At 65.3% G+C, this 14,296-nt stretch carries 16 protein-coding genes; 12 read left to right on the top strand and 4 right to left on the bottom strand.

Annotated features, from left to right (window positions below; translation table 11 throughout):
- The 6 genes from GGR17_RS12065 (at window position 1) to ccoS (ending at window position 5,735) form a co-directional block, all read left to right on the top strand.
- Window positions 1-210 (top strand): CcoQ/FixQ family Cbb3-type cytochrome c oxidase assembly chaperone, encoded by a 210-nt coding sequence (locus GGR17_RS12065; protein ID WP_037209723.1) that lies wholly within the window; start codon window positions 1-3, stop codon window positions 208-210.
- Entirely contained in the window at window positions 207-1,079 is an 873-nt protein-coding gene (ccoP, locus tag GGR17_RS12060) for a cytochrome-c oxidase, cbb3-type subunit III (protein WP_054539792.1), read from the top strand. Before GGR17_RS12065 ends, ccoP begins: the two co-directional genes overlap by 4 nt.
- Window positions 1,080-1,492: 413 nt before the next feature.
- The gene (gene ccoG / locus GGR17_RS12055) at window positions 1,493-2,923 is read left to right on the top strand and encodes a cytochrome c oxidase accessory protein CcoG (protein WP_054539791.1); all 1,431 of its coding nucleotides are present in this window, start codon (window positions 1,493-1,495) and stop codon (window positions 2,921-2,923) included.
- The gene (locus tag GGR17_RS12050; RefSeq protein ID WP_054539790.1) at window positions 2,920-3,378 is read left to right on the top strand and encodes a FixH family protein; all 459 of its coding nucleotides are present in this window, start codon (window positions 2,920-2,922) and stop codon (window positions 3,376-3,378) included. Before ccoG ends, GGR17_RS12050 begins: the two co-directional genes overlap by 4 nt.
- Before the next feature lie 4 nt (window positions 3,379-3,382).
- Window positions 3,383-5,575, top strand: coding sequence for a heavy metal translocating P-type ATPase (locus GGR17_RS12045; protein WP_054539789.1), 2,193 nt, complete (start codon window positions 3,383-3,385; stop codon window positions 5,573-5,575).
- A gap of 1 nt (window position 5,576) precedes the next feature.
- Window positions 5,577-5,735 carry a cbb3-type cytochrome oxidase assembly protein CcoS gene (gene ccoS / locus GGR17_RS12040; RefSeq protein ID WP_037209769.1) on the top strand — a complete coding sequence of 53 codons (159 nt, stop codon included), beginning with the start codon at window positions 5,577-5,579 and terminating at the stop codon, window positions 5,733-5,735.
- Window positions 5,736-5,841: 106 nt separating this feature from the next.
- Here the strand turns inward: ccoS and GGR17_RS12035 are convergent, their stop codons facing one another.
- A complete protein-coding gene (locus GGR17_RS12035; protein ID WP_082386761.1) occupies window positions 5,842-7,203 on the bottom strand; it encodes a D-alanyl-D-alanine carboxypeptidase family protein in 1,362 nt (453 codons plus the stop codon).
- 250 nt (window positions 7,204-7,453) lie between these two features.
- Window positions 7,454-8,155 carry an HAD family hydrolase gene (locus tag GGR17_RS12030; protein WP_054539787.1) on the bottom strand — a complete coding sequence of 234 codons (702 nt, stop codon included), beginning with the start codon at window positions 8,153-8,155 and terminating at the stop codon, window positions 7,454-7,456.
- 154 nt (window positions 8,156-8,309) lie between these two features.
- Here GGR17_RS12030 and clpS point away from each other — a divergent pair, with 154 nt between their 5' ends.
- Genes clpS through GGR17_RS12015 form a run of 3 tightly spaced genes read left to right on the top strand, consistent with a single transcriptional unit; the run spans window position 8,310 to window position 10,497 of the window.
- On the top strand, window positions 8,310-8,630 hold the full coding sequence (gene clpS / locus GGR17_RS12025) for an ATP-dependent Clp protease adapter ClpS (protein WP_052071493.1): 321 nt from the start codon (window positions 8,310-8,312) through the stop codon (window positions 8,628-8,630).
- An 18-nt stretch (window positions 8,631-8,648) separates the two neighbouring features.
- Entirely contained in the window at window positions 8,649-9,647 is a 999-nt protein-coding gene (locus tag GGR17_RS12020; RefSeq protein ID WP_054539786.1) for a class I SAM-dependent methyltransferase, read from the top strand.
- Between the two features lie 40 nt (window positions 9,648-9,687).
- Window positions 9,688-10,497 carry an SDR family NAD(P)-dependent oxidoreductase gene (locus GGR17_RS12015; protein ID WP_054539785.1) on the top strand — a complete coding sequence of 270 codons (810 nt, stop codon included), beginning with the start codon at window positions 9,688-9,690 and terminating at the stop codon, window positions 10,495-10,497.
- Here the strand turns inward: GGR17_RS12015 and GGR17_RS12010 are convergent.
- Entirely contained in the window at window positions 10,494-10,883 is a 390-nt protein-coding gene (locus GGR17_RS12010) for a hypothetical protein (protein WP_054539784.1), read from the bottom strand. The two genes, GGR17_RS12015 and GGR17_RS12010, sit on opposite strands and share 4 nt — an antisense overlap.
- A 142-nt stretch (window positions 10,884-11,025) precedes the next feature.
- Here GGR17_RS12010 and hemF point away from each other — a divergent pair, with 142 nt between their 5' ends.
- From hemF to GGR17_RS11995, 3 genes are all read left to right on the top strand, one after another.
- Window positions 11,026-11,916 carry an oxygen-dependent coproporphyrinogen oxidase gene (gene hemF / locus GGR17_RS12005; RefSeq protein ID WP_054539783.1) on the top strand — a complete coding sequence of 297 codons (891 nt, stop codon included), beginning with the start codon at window positions 11,026-11,028 and terminating at the stop codon, window positions 11,914-11,916.
- A gap of 44 nt (window positions 11,917-11,960) precedes the next feature.
- On the top strand, window positions 11,961-12,518 hold the full coding sequence (locus GGR17_RS12000; RefSeq protein WP_054539782.1) for a pseudouridine synthase: 558 nt from the start codon (window positions 11,961-11,963) through the stop codon (window positions 12,516-12,518).
- Between the two features lie 236 nt (window positions 12,519-12,754).
- Window positions 12,755-13,783, top strand: coding sequence for a hypothetical protein (locus GGR17_RS11995; protein ID WP_157445605.1), 1,029 nt, complete (start codon window positions 12,755-12,757; stop codon window positions 13,781-13,783).
- A gap of 155 nt (window positions 13,784-13,938) precedes the next feature.
- Here GGR17_RS11995 and GGR17_RS11990 read toward each other — a convergent pair whose 3' ends face one another.
- A complete protein-coding gene (locus GGR17_RS11990; RefSeq protein ID WP_054539780.1) occupies window positions 13,939-14,187 on the bottom strand; it encodes a type II toxin-antitoxin system Phd/YefM family antitoxin in 249 nt (82 codons plus the stop codon).
- Between the last annotated feature and the right edge of the window lie 109 nt (window positions 14,188-14,296).

Below are 14,296 nucleotides of genomic sequence, written 5' to 3'. Positions count from 1 at the left end.
ATGGATACCTATTCCCTGCTTCGCATGTTCGCCGACAGCTGGGCGCTGCTTGCCCTGGCGCTGTTCTTCGTCGGCATGATCATCTGGGTCTTCCGCCCCGGCAGCACCGCCGAACATCTGGACAGCGCGAACATCCCGTTCCGCCACGAGAAGAAACCCGCCTGCGACGACGAAAAGAACGGCGCGCATATCAAGGAGGCGCGGACATGAGTACCGACAAGACCAACAACAAACCCGGAGAGGTCGAAACCACCGGCCATTCCTGGGACGGGATCGAAGAGTTCAACAACCCGCTGCCGCGCTGGTGGCTCTGGACCTTCTATGCCTGCATCGTCTACGCGCTGCTCTATTCGATCGCCTATCCGGCCTGGCCCCTGGTCAAAAAGGCCACGCCCGGCATCCTGGGCTATTCGACCCGCGCCAACGTGGCCAAGGAAATCGAGCGGTTCGACGCGATGAACGCCCCGATCGAGGCCAGGCTGGTCAGCGCCGAGCTGACCGAGATCCCCGGCGACCCGGAGCTGATGAACTATTCGGTCAACGCCGGCGCCGCCGTGTTCCAGACCTGGTGCGCCCAGTGCCACGGCTCGGGTGCGGCCGGGGTACAGGCGTCGGGCTATCCCAACCTGCTGGATGACGACTGGCTGTGGGGCGGCACGATCGAAGATATCCACCTGACCATCACACATGGTATCCGGAACGAGCAGGACCCCGATGCCCGCTATTCCGAGATGCCCGTGTTCGGCGAGATCCTTGAGGAGGGAGAGATCGCCCAGGTCGTGCAATATGTCCGGAAACTCTCGGGCCAGGATCACGACGCGGCGCTCGCCGCGCCTGGCGAGACGGTGTTCCTGGACAATTGCGCGGCCTGCCATATGGAAGACGGCACCGGTGACAGGTTCCAGGGCGCGCCCAACCTGACCGACGCGATCTGGCTCTACGGCGGCAGCGAGGACGCGATCACCTTTACCGTCACCAACGCCCGGTTCGGGGTCATGCCGACATGGCAGGCCCGGCTGAGCGAGGCCGACATCCGCGCCGTGGCCACCTATGTCCACCAGCTTGGCGGCGGCGAGTAAAACGGCTTCCGGGGGGCGCAAGCCCCCCGGTTGAAAGCACCGGTCCCCATCCTGTTCGCGCGTTTCCAGGGGGCCGGTGCGATTATTCCGGCAAATCGCAGGGCGGGCAGGCAAGGCGCGCGGCGGGAAACCGCGGCTTGACGCAAATCAAGGTCGGCTTCCCCGGCGGCACATAACATGGGAATACAACAGGGGGACCCAAGCTCCCGGTTGAAAACACCGGCCCCCGTCCTGTTCGCGCGTTTCCAGGGGGCCGGTGTTTATTTTCTACCGGACAAGGCCGGTTCTGTCCACCCGCGGGCCATGCTGGCGCGGCATCCTGACTTTGCGATACACCTTTGACTTAGGTCAATGTGACGCCCCCGTATCGCTGCGACAAGGGCCGAACCGCGAACAGGAGCCGGAGCACGTCCGTGAGCACGACAGAACCTACCGAAGAACCCCTCTATTCCGCGCGCGAACCGATTTTTCCGCGCCGTGTCAGCGGCCCGTTCCGTACCCTCAAATGGTGGCTGATGGCCCTGACCTTGGGCATCTACTACCTGACCCCGTGGGTCCGCTGGGATCGCGGCCCCAACCTGCCCGATCAGGCGGTGCTGGTGGATCTGGCCGACCGGCGCTTCTTCATGTTCTGGATCGAGATCTGGCCGCATGAATTCTACTTCGTCGCCGGGCTGCTGATCATGGCGGGGCTGGGGTTGTTCCTGTTCACCTCGGCGCTGGGGCGGGTGTGGTGCGGCTATGGCTGCCCGCAAACGGTCTGGACCGATCTGTTCATCCTTGTCGAGCGCTGGGTCGAAGGCGACCGCAACAAGCGCGTCAAGCTGTGGAATGCACCCTGGGACGCGCGCAAGGCGCGGCTGCGGATCACCAAATGGGCGCTGTGGCTGATGATCGCCGTGGCCACCGGCGGCGCCTGGGTGTTCTATTTCACCGACGCGCCGACGCTGCTGCGCAACCTCGTCACCCTCGATGCCAGCCCCGTGGCCTATGGCACCATCGCGGTGCTGACCCTGACAACCTTCACCTTCGGCGGTTTCATGCGCGAACAGGTGTGCATCTACATGTGTCCCTGGCCGCGCATCCAGGCCGCGATGATGGACGAAGACACCCTGACCGTCGCCTATCGCGACTGGCGCGGAGAGCCGCGCGGCAAACACCGCAAGGCCGCCGATGCCGATCAGCTCGGCGATTGCATCGATTGCAACGCCTGCGTCAACGTCTGCCCCATGGGCATCGACATCCGCGACGGGCAACAGCTTGCCTGCATCACCTGCGCGCTGTGCATCGACGCCTGCGACGACGTGATGGACAAGATCGGCAAGCCGCGCGGGCTGGTCGACTACATGGCCCTGACCGACGAGCCGCGCGAGCGCGCGGGGAAGCCGCCGAAATCGGTCTGGAAACATGTCTTCCGTCCCCGCACCATCCTTTACACCGCGCTGTGGTCCTCGGTGGGCGTGGCGCTTCTGGTGGCGCTGTTCATCCGCTCCGAGGTGGATCTGACCGTGTCGCCGGTGCGTAACCCGACCTTCGTCACCCTGTCCGACGGGTCGATCCGCAACACCTATGACGTGCGCCTGCGCAACAAGCAGGGCGAGGATCGGGCATTTTTGGTCACTGCGACATCGGATGCCGAATTCATCGTTGATCTGGAAGGCTCGGGCGATCAAACTGTGATCGTGCCCGCCGACGCGACCAAACTGCAGCGCGTCTACGTCACCGCCCCCGCAGGCAGCGCCGCCGCGCAATCGGCCCGCACCGATCTGCAGATCTGGGTCGAGGATGTGGAAGCGCAGGAGCGCGCCTCTGCCGGCACCGTGTTCAACGGGAGAGAGCAATGACCGACAAGCCGCTGACCGGGCGCACCGTTCTGATCATCACGGTATCGGCCTTTTCGGTGATCATCGGCGTCAACCTCGTGATGGCCTTTCTGGCCGTCGACACCTTTCCCGGGCTGGAGGTCAAGAACTCCTACGTCGCCAGTCAGGAGTTCGACACCCGCCGCGACGCGCAGGAGGGGCTGGGCTGGGTCGTCGACAGCGGCTATGCCGAGGGCGAGCTGGTGCTGAACTTCCGCCAGGCCAATGGCGGCACCGTGGTGCCCAGGGATTTCACCGTTCTGATCGGCCGCACCACCGAAGCGCGCGATGACATCCGGCCGGAATTCACCGGCTATGCCGGCCGCTACACCGCGCCGGTGACGCTGGGGCGCGGCAAATGGATGATGCTGCTCGAGGCGACCGCCGAAGACGGCACGCCCTTCCGCCAGCGGCTGGATCTTTTCGTGAAGGGCTGACCGCATGACCGCCGCCTTCCCCCCCCGCCCGGCTGCCTGCCCGGCCTGCGCCGTCGCCCCGGCCGCCGAGGCATTGGCAAAGGCCGACGACCCCACCGAGGCGCGGCTGCTGCTGTCACTGCCGACGATCCATTGCGCGGGCTGCATCTCTGCCGTGGAACGCGGGCTGGCCGCCGAACCGGGCGTCCGTTCGGCCCGGGTGAACCTGACGCTGAAACGCGTCAGCGTCGAGGCCGAGCCCGACGTCACCGCCGCCGGCCTGATCGCCGTGCTCGACCGTCTGGGCTATGAGGCGCATGAGCTTGATCCCGGCATGCTGTCGGCCACCGCCACCGACAAGGCCGGGCGCGACATCCTGATGCGGCTGGCCGTGGCGGGCTTTGCGATGATGAACGTGATGCTGCTGTCGGTCGCCGTCTGGTCGGGCGCCGCTGACGCCACGCGCGACCTGTTCCACTGGGTCTCCGCCGCCATCGCCCTGCCCACCATCGCGTTCTCGGCCCAGCCCTTCTTTCGCAACGCCTGGGGCGCGCTCGCGGCGAAACGGCTGAACATGGATGTGCCGATCTCGCTGGCGATCCTGCTGGCCGCCGGCATGTCGCTCTACGAGGTGACGCAATCGGGCGCCCATGCCTATTTCGACGCGGCCCTGTCGCTGACCTTCTTCCTGCTGGCGGGCCGCTATCTCGATCACCGCACCCGCGCCGTGGCCCGTTCCGCAGCCGAGGAGCTGGCGGCGCTCGAAGTGCCGCGCGCCCTGAAGATCACCGATACGGGCGAGCAGACCGTTTCCATCGCCGAACTGGCGGTGGGCGATATCGTCCGGGTGAAACCCGGCGCGCGCGTGCCCGTGGATGGCGTGATCACCGACGGGCAGTCGGAAATCGACCGTTCGCTTCTGACCGGCGAAAGCCTGCCCGCCTTCGCCGGGGCGGGCACCGTGGTCTGCGCCGGCGAGGTCAACCTGACCGGCCCGCTCTCGGTGCGGGTGACGGCGGCGGGCGAGGACAGCTCGCTGCACCGCATGGCCGATCTGGTGGCGATGGCCGAAAGCGCGCGCAACCGCTATACCTCGCTGGCCGACAGGGCCGCGCGGATCTATGCGCCGGGGGTGCATCTGCTGTCGCTCTTCGCCTTCATCGGCTGGCTGGTGCAATCGGGCGGCGATGTGCGGCTGGCGCTGAACATCGCGGTGGCGGTGCTGATCATCACCTGCCCCTGCGCGCTCGGTCTGGCCGTGCCGGCGGTCACGACGGCGGCCTCCGGGCGGCTCTTCAAGCGCGGCATGCTGATCAAGGACGGCACCGCGCTGGAACGTCTGGCAGAGGTCGATACCGTGGTCTTCGACAAGACCGGCACCCTGACCCTCGGCGCACCCGAGGCCACCAATCTGGGCGATCACCCCCGGCGCGAGCTGGAGGTGGCGCTGGCGCTGGCCGCAGGATCGGCGCATCCGCTGGCCGCCGCGCTGGCCGATGCGGCACGCCGGGCGGGCATTCAGCCCGCACGGGTGACCGATGTGCACGAGGTGCCGGGCTACGGCGTCGAAGGGACATGGGCGGGCGAGACGGTGCGCTTTGGCCGGGCGGGATGGCTGGGCGCCGAACCGGGCCGCAACACGGCGGCCTGGCTGCGCATCGGCGCGGCGGCCCCGATCGAATTCACCTTCGCCGACAGCCTGCGCCCCGGCGCCGAAGAGGCGGTGCGCGCCCTGCGCGCGCAGGGCAAGGCGGTGCATCTGATCTCGGGCGATGCCGAGGGGCCGGTGGCGGATATGGCCGCGCGGCTGGGGATCGAAAACTGGGTGGCCGGGGCGCTGCCCGCCGACAAGGCCGCGCGGGTGCGCGCGCTGGGCGATGCGGGCCACCGGGTGCTGATGGTGGGCGACGGGCTGAACGACACGGCGGCGCTGACGGCGGCGTATGTCTCGGTGTCGCCGGCGACGGCGCTGGATGCGGCACGGGTCGCGTCGGACATCGTGCTGCTGGGCGCGGATCTGGCGCCGCTGGCCGAGGCGGCGGTAACGGCGAAAAAGGCGACGCGGCGGATCAAGGAGAATTTCACCATCGCCGCGCTTTACAACATGATCGCGGTGCCGATCGCGCTTCTGGGCTTTGCCACGCCGCTGGCGGCGGCGCTTGCGATGTCGGCCTCTTCGATCAGCGTGTCGCTGAACGCGCTGCGGCTGCGGTCCTGACATGCAGATTCTGGTTTACCTGATCCCGATCTCGCTGTTTCTGGGCGGGCTGGGGCTGGCGGCGTTCTTCTGGGCGCTGCGCAGCCGGCAGTTCGACGACCCCGAGGGCGACAGCCGGCGCATCCTGAGCGATGACTGGGACGATCAGCCCAGACCCTGAGCACGCCGCCGGATCGAGGCCCGTTCCGGGCCACGGCTTCATGCGCCCTGCGGGCGCGAGTCTGCCTCCGGCGGGGATATTTCGGGAAAGATGAAGGGGCCGGCCGTCAGGACGGGCCGAACGTATCGCAATCGGAGCCGTAGGCCTGAAGGCGGCGGCAGGCAAGTGCGGCCTGTTCCTTGGTCATGCCCACGAAATTGGCATCGAACCCGCGGCTGGAGCGGTTGACCTTGCGCAGGGCTTCGTCCAGCGCGCCGAGCTCCTTGAGCGCGGTTTCCAGCAGCACGCGCTCTGCCTCGTACTGGGTGCCGTAGCGGCCGACGTTGATGCCCCAGTGGCGCCCGCTCGAGCTGGACATGCGGGTCACGACCTCTGGCGCCTCCGGCGGGGCGGTCATCGCGACGGCCGGGGTGGCGGTGGCGACGGCGGGGCGGGGTTTGGGCGGGATCGCCGGGATGGAGACGGCGGCCAGTTCAAGAGTGGCGCTTTCGGGGGCAGGGGGCGCAGCGGCGGCAGCGGGGGTGCTGTTGGCCAGCTCCACCGCATCGCGGATATCGTCGCGCAGGGCGATGAGCAGTTCCTGCGGCATCTCGGCGGCGCCGGTTCCGGGCCGGGTTCTGGGCCGGGTCGAGCTGCTGAGCGTCGTGGCCACGCGGATGGTTGCGCCGGATTTGCCGCTGCCGAGATAGGGCGGGCGCGCCGGTTTGCGCACCGCCACCCGGGTGGGGGCGCGGCTGAAGCCCAGATCGAGCAGTTCGGCCACCTGCGCGTTGCGCGTGGCCGAGGAGCGGCCGCCGAACACGGTGGCGATGATGCGCTCGCCGCCCCGTTCGGCCGAGGCCACCAGATTGAACCCGGCGGCGCGGGTGTAGCCGGTCTTGATGCCGTCGGCGCCCTTGTAGCTGGACAGGAAGCGGCGGTTGGAGCTGGCCACCTGCTTGATCCCCGCATCGGTGGTGATGCGCGAGAACAGGTTGTAGTAATCGGGATAGTCGTAGAACAGGTGCCGCCCCAGCGTCGTCATGTCGCGCGCGGTCGACAGATGGCCGTCCTCGGTCAGGCCGTTGGCGTTCTTGAAGGTTGTCCTGCTCATCCCCAGGGCCTTGGCGGTGCGGTTCATGCGGCGGGCGAAGGCGGCTTCGCTGCCCTCGATCGCCTCGCCGATGGCGGTGGCCGCGTCATTGGCCGATTTCACCGCCGCCGCCCGGATCAGATAGCGCAGCTTGATCGTCTGCCCGGCGCGCAGGCCCAGCTTGGAGGGCGGTTCGGCCGCGGCATTTTGCGAGATGCGCACAGCGGTATCGAGCGAGATCTCGCCATTCTCGATCGCCTCGAACGCGATGTAGAGCGTCATCATCTTGGTCAGCGAGGCGGGGTGCAGCGGGGTATCGGCGTTGCGCGAATGCAGCACCTCGCCCGAACGCGCGTCGATCACCATCGCCGCATAGGGCGCGGCCATGCCCGGCATCGTGCCGGCCACCATCACGAACCCGAGAAAAATGAAAATAAGCCCTTGGCGGGCGCACTGTCCCAATATCTGCACGGCTAACGCCTTTTACTGCCTCGCGCCGCCGGATTTTTCCGGTCGGCTTTTTCTTGATTGAGTGCAGCGTACCACAAGGCAAGGCCCCGGAAAACACCAAATATTCAAGGTGTTTGCGAGCGAAGCTTACGTGTGGCCAACATCTTGGGGCGGGCCGCCGGGCAGCCACCAGATGTCAGGCCAGCTCCTCGATCAGCCGGGGCAGATTTTTCAGATCGGGCAGTTCGCGGAACCGGGGCCGGGCCAGCGGCGGTTCGGCATGTTCCAGCGCCCAGGTTATGCCGTGCGGCACGAACACGCCCCAGGCCCCGGCCTCCAGCGCCGGAATCACGTCCGAGCGCAGCGAGTTGCCGACCATCATCGCCCGGTCCGCGCCGTCGCCGTGACGCGCGAAGATATCGGCATAGATCGCGGCGGTCTTGTTCGAGACGATCTCGACCCCGTCGAACAGCTCGCCCAGCCCCGATTGCGCCAGCTTGCGCTCCTGGTCCAGCAGGTCGCCCTTGGTGATCAGCAGGATGCGGAACCGGGGCGCCAGATCCTCGATCGCCGCGCGGGCGTGGGGCAGCAGCTCGATCGGGTGGTTCAGCATGTCCTGCCCGGCCGCCAGCAGCTTGCCGATCACGGCGGCGGGCACGCGCTCTTCGGTCACCTCGATGGCGGTTTCGATCATCGACAGCACGAACCCCTTCACGCCGAACCCGTAATGCCCGAGGTTGCGCTTTTCCGCCGCCAGCAGCCGCGCCTGAAGATGGTCCGGCTCGGCGAAATCGGCCAGAAGCTCGGCGAATCGCTCCTGGGTCATGCGGAAGAACTGTTCGTTCTGCCAGAGCGTGTCATCCGCATCGAAGCCGATTGTGGTCAGGTTCCGGGGCATTTTTGCCGGTCTCCTTCGGTCCAGGGGCCAGTTCGGGGCCCGCATCGCCCCCGCCCCCTTTTCAGATGGGCCTTGTGCCATATATATGTGGTCGCAAGACGAAACCATCCGAAACATGCGGAGCGAGAGTGTGGTCAGACGCCATCCTCATATGATGTCCGACAAGAAGGGCCAGACGGATGATGACGCGGGCGTCATCACCAAGACCCGTCCGAAAACGGAACGGCCGCCGCTCTACAAGGTGCTGATCCTGAATGACGACTACACGCCGATGGAATTCGTCGTGCATGTGCTGGAGCGGTTCTTCGGCCTCAGCCACACCCAGGCGTTCGAGCTGATGCTGACGGTCCACAAAAAGGGGCTGGCGGTGGTCGGGGTCTTCTCCTTCGAAGTGGCCGAGACGAAAGTGGCGCAGGTGATGGATTTCGCCCGCCGCCATCAGCATCCGCTGCAATGCACGATGGAAAAGGAATAGGGCGCCGCGCGCCCGCTCATGCGTGACAGCCGACTTACCCTTGCGCTTGCTGGCCTGCCGCTGCCCGGTGAAGGTGCGATTGCCGTGTTCCGGCCGCGCGCCGATGCCGATCTGTCGGCGCTTCCCAAGGATCGCGTGCATATCATTCAGGGCTTCCGGCCCGATCATGATGCCTGGGCCGCGCGCGGCTATCGCTGTTCGGCCACGGCCGAAGGCCCCTATGCCGCCGCGCTGGTCTGCGTGCCCCGCGCCAAGGCCGAGGCCCGCGCGCTGGTGGCCGAGGCGGTGGCCCTGACAGGCGGCGGCCCGGTTCTGGTAGACGGGCAAAAGACCGACGGTGTCGACAGCCTGTTCCGCGATTGCCGCAAACGCGCTGAAGTGGGCGCGCCGCTGTCGATGGCGCATGGCAAGCTGTTCCGGCTCATCGCGGATGCCGACGCCTTTGCCGACTGGGCCCCCGATGGGCCGACCCGCCTTGCCGAAGGTTTCTGTACCGCGCCGGGCGTGTTTTCCGCCGATGGCGTCGATCGCGGCTCCGCCATGCTGGCGGCGGCGCTGCCCGCGCGGCTGAAGGGGCGGGTGGCCGATCTGGGCGCCGGCTGGGGCTATCTGTCGGCGCAGGCGCTCACCCGGCCCGACATCACCGAGATTCATCTGATCGAGGCCGAGCATGCCGCGCTGGCCTGCGCAAAGGCCAATATCACCGATCCGCGTGCCCGGTTCCACTGGGCCGACGCCACGCAGTTCCAGCCCGAAACGCTGTTCGATGTGGTCATCTCCAACCCGCCGTTCCACACCAGCCGCACCGCCGAGCCGGCGCTTGGCGTGGCGTTCCTCGCCGCCGCCGCGCGGATGCTCACGCCCGCCGGTCAGCTTTGGGTGGTGGCCAACCGGCATCTGCCCTATGAACGCAGTCTTGAAACGCTGTTCCGCGATGTCGAAGAAGTGGCCGGTGACACGGCATTCAAGGTGCTGCATGCGGCACGGCGCTCGGGCCCGCCTCGCCGGGCGCGGTGAAACCCGCTAGTCTTACCCCAAGGAATCAGGAGCTTAGGCCATGTCATTCTCCATCGCCGGCAAAACCGCCATCGTGACCGGCGCCGCACATGGCGTCGGCCTGGCCATCGCCCGCCATTTCGCTGATCAGGGCGCCAACGTGATGTTCGCCGATATGGATGAGGCGCGCCTGATCGAAGAGATCGGCGCCGATGCCGCCAAAGAGGAAAACATCCGCTTCTTCGCCGGGGATCTGCGCGAAAGGCTGACCATCGCCAACCTTCTGTCGGCCACGCTGGATGCGTTCGAACGCGTCGATATCCTTGTCAACGCCAGCCGCCAGATGATCCCCTCCGATCCGCTGAACCCGGATGACGACGCGGTCGAGGTGCTGCTGCAGCAAAACCTGCTCACAAGCCTGCGGCTCAGCCAGTGCATCGCGCGGCGGATGATCAAACAGGCCGAAGAGGCCGGCAACGAAGACAGTTGTGTCGGGGCTATCGTCAACCTGTCGTCCATCGCCGCGCGCCGCACCCACCCGGAACTGATGGGCTATTCGGTCAGCTGCGCCGCGCTGGATCAGATGACCCGCTCGCTGGCGGTGGCGCTGGCTCCCGAACGCATCCGGGTAAACGCGGTCGCCTTCGGCTCGGTGCTCAGCTCCAGCCTGAAAAGCACGCTGAAGGAAAATTCCGATTATCGCACCGATATCCGGGAACACACGCCCATGGCCCGGATCGCCAAACCTGGCGAGGTGGCCGAGGCGGTGCAGTTCCTGGCCTCCGACGGCGCGTCCTTCATGACCGGGCAGATCATCACCGTCGATGGCGGCCGCACCCTGCTGGACCCGGTCAACGCCCCGGCGCATTAGGTTTCGGGATAGTTCACCGCGCAGGCCGCCAGATCCAGGGCCGAGCGTTTCTTCAGCTCCGTGTATTTCCGCTTCAGCGTCGCCAGCTTCGCGCGTTCCTCATCCAGATCGATCGCCACCGGCCTGTCCACCGTATAGGTCTCGGTGTCATTGCAGAAGGCATAGCCGAAATGGCCATCGCCGCCACGCCCGCCCCAGCAGTAGGTCAGCCTGGGCCGTTCGCGCACTTCCTGCTGAATGGCATAGCCGCGGGCGATATTCTGCTCCGTCTCGACGATCAGCGCGCCCACCACCCTCAGATCCTCGGTCGCGGCCCTGTCACAGCGTTCGCGGGGGGTGGCGCAGGCCGCCAGTGGCAGCAACAGCAAAAGGGCAAGGCGACGCATCGGCGGGCTCCTGTTCGGGTTCCGTCCTATATAGGCGCTCTCGTGCCGCATACAAAACGCTTTGGCACGCGGCGCGACAGGCTGGCAGGCCGGGGTCAAAACTGCTAGGCACCGGCGCGACACCGAAAGCGAGGAGGCCCCGATGAACCAGCCATTCGACGACCGCAAGGCCCGCGCCGCCGCCTGGTTCCGCGACCTGCGCGATCAGATCGTCGCCGCCTTCGAAGCGCTCGAAGACACGCAAACCACCGGCCCCTTCGCCACGCTTCCCCCCGGCCGGTTCGAGGTGACGCAAACCACGCGCAGCGCCGAGGACGGCTCCGATGCCGGCGGCGGGCTGATGAGCGTGATGCGCGGCGGCCGCGTGTTCGAGAAGGTCGGCGTGAACATCTCCACCGTCTACGGCCAGCTCGGCGCCCGCGCGCAAAAGGCGATGGCCGCGCGCGGCATCCCCGGCATGGAAAGCGATCCGCGCTTCTGGGCCTCCGGCATCTCCCTCGTCGCGCATATGCAGAACCCGCATTGCCCCGCCGTGCACATGAACACCCGCATGTTCTGGACCCCGCACGCCTGGTGGTTCGGCGGCGGCTCCGACCTCAACCCCTGCATCGAATACCCCGAGGATACCGCCCATTTTCACGCGGTCCAGAAACAGCACTGCGATCGCCACGACCCGGCCTATTACCCGCGCTTCAAGGCCTGGGCCGACGAATATTTCTACATCCCCCACCGCCAGCGCGCGCGCGGCGTCGGCGGCATCTTCCTCGACGATCACAACACCGGCGACTGGGAGGCCGATTTCGCCTTCATCCAGGACGTCGGCCGCGCCTTCCTGCCCGCCTTCCTGCCGGTCACCGAAAAACGCCGCGACACCCCCTGGACCGAAGACGACAGGAACACCCAGCTCATCCACCGTGGCCTCTATGCCGAATACAACCTGGTCTATGACCGGGGCACCAAATTCGGCCTCGAAACCGGCCATGACGCCAACGCCGTGCTCATGAGCCTGCCGCCGCTGGCCAAATGGGTATGAAAGCGCGCCCCGTGCCCGCGCCGGGCGGTTGAGCGGCCGCGCCCATGCCCCGCCTGATCCTGTTCAACAAACCCTTCGGCGTGCTGTCGCAATTCACCGATGCCAGCACTTCCACCAGCCCCGCGCGCACCCTGTCGGAATTCATCGACCTCCCCGGCGTCTATCCCGCCGGCCGGCTCGACAAGGACAGCGAGGGGCTGCTGCTGCTCACCGATGACGGCGCGCTGCAGAACCGCATCGCCAGCCCGAAGCACAAGCTGCCGAAAACCTACCTGGTGCAGCTCGAGGGCACGATCACCCGGGACGCGCTGGCCCGGCTGCGCGCCGGGGTCACGCTGAAAGACGGCCCCACCCGCCCCGCACGGGCCCGCCGCATTGAGGCCCCGGCCTGGCTCTGGCCCCGCACGCCCCCGGTGCGGTTCCGCAAGACGGTGCCCGACACATGGGCCGAGATCACCATCACCGAAGGCCGCAACCGCCAGATCCGCCGCATGACAGCCGCCGTCGGCCACCCGACCCTGCGGCTGATCCGCTGGCAGGTGGGAGAGTGGACGCTGAAGGGGATCGAAACCGGCACCTGGCGCGAGGTGACGCCGGGGTGAGTTTGGGGGGCGGAGCTGCTGCTCAAGACTGAACTGACGCAGCACCGCAGCGTCTGGGAAGCGGGCATTTGGTGTAAAAGTGGGGGAAGCACACTGTTGGGGTATATCGTGCCGCGATTTTTACTTTAAGCTGTTGATAGAAAGCCAGTAAATAAACTGTTGAAGCGCAATTCTCGGGAGTAAGCATTGTGGGGGAGTTCTGTAGTTTCTTAGTATTCAGGCCGTGTCAGACCGAGTTGGTGAAATCCCTTTGTTCGCAAGCAGGTTGGAAGGTCAGCTTCATCCCTGATCCATCGAGACGATTCCGTTTCATTAATCGTGATGCATGGATCACATGCGCGCAGGCAAGCGAAACTGAAGAAGCTGGAGTGCTCAAAGACGGCGAAAAGTACGGCGAATTGTTAATCATAAAAGCTGAGGAAGCCGTGGCCAATAACATCATCCACCTTATTCGTGCGTCAAGTATCATAACAAAGGCGTTTGCTGACCAGAGCGTCAGCTATCTTGCCGGATTTAAGCTACCTTACGAAGATATTGAGCGGCAATTGATCCTTACGGGCATTTTGCGGAAAGACATTTTTTTTGAGAAGTTTACATTTTGTTCTGAGCTGCCTTTGGCCGTCGCTATCGCTGCGAAAGCTTGGCCAAACAAGCGTAGTATTTACGCGATCCACAAGCTTGCGAAAAGTTACGAGACCGAGTGTATTACCCCTCGGTCAACGCACCCGCATTATGGCCAAATATTTGAAAAGCACTCCAATGAGTTTAAAGATCACGTACGCACATCGATAGCGATTAACCTGGCGTTCTCGTCGATTGAAGAACTGGATCTTCAGATAAAGTCGAGCGCGGAGAAGAAGCGGTGGTTGAATAGCAAAACTTTTGAGTGGAATCCAGAAGTCTTGGCAGACATTAGATCTCGCTTGCAGCGAGCCGGAATCTCGCCAGACATAACAATTTGTTGGATTGTCAGGGGTGATAAAACGGAACTTGAAATTGAACCGAACCGTGGAGAAACGGCATCCAAAAGCGGGGGTCAGCAGGTTCGAGATCTGACATTTTCGCTCCCTGACGCTATTCATGCGTGCAGCTATTTGCGAAACTTTATCACTGCGCATGCATTTGGAGCGAAGTCACGGCGCTTAGGCCCATATGAGGTCTACAATACTCAACAAGTTGCTAGGCTACTTATCCTTTCTACACTTGGATTCGGGAACGTGCGGACCCGCGATCTAGAAGCACGCATCGACGGGTCATCCACATAAGTTAAACAAATGTCCGCTAAAGGCATTCGCGTCGGTTTGCAGCTTCCGCTTCTAGCGTTCGGCGCCCCGTAATGCCGACCGCGGCAAATGTCCGCTCCTGGCGCAAATACCCAAACGATAAAACCCGCCCAGTCTCCCATCCCAGCCATTTCCCCTCACTCCCCCTCCGCGATCCCCGCTTTCAGCGCCTCCCATCGCATCAGTTTCTCGGCGGTCTGGTAGCGTTTGTAATCCAGCGATTTCGCCTCCACCTCGTCCAGCAGTTCCAGGTCGCGCACCGTTACCAGCCCGGCCACCGCCTTGCCGTGTTTCATCAGGATCAGCCGTTTGCCCGTCCAGGCGACGCGGGCGACATGGCGGCCCATCGCATTGCGGAACTGGCTCAGCGTGGCGGTGTGGGGCATCGGGCACCTCGGGATTCGGTCGAACACGAGGGGCAGGTTAGGGCAGGGCGGTTAACGCCGCCCTAACGGGCCGAGCGGCGGGGTTTCGTACCAGACCGGGGCCGCGTTT

It is taken from the genome of Actibacterium naphthalenivorans (assembly GCF_014196965.1).
GTDB classification, from domain to species: domain Bacteria; phylum Pseudomonadota; class Alphaproteobacteria; order Rhodobacterales; family Rhodobacteraceae; genus Actibacterium_A; species Actibacterium_A naphthalenivorans.
Note: the sequence above shows the minus strand (reverse complement) of the source record. Positions and strands in the feature narration are given on the sequence as shown.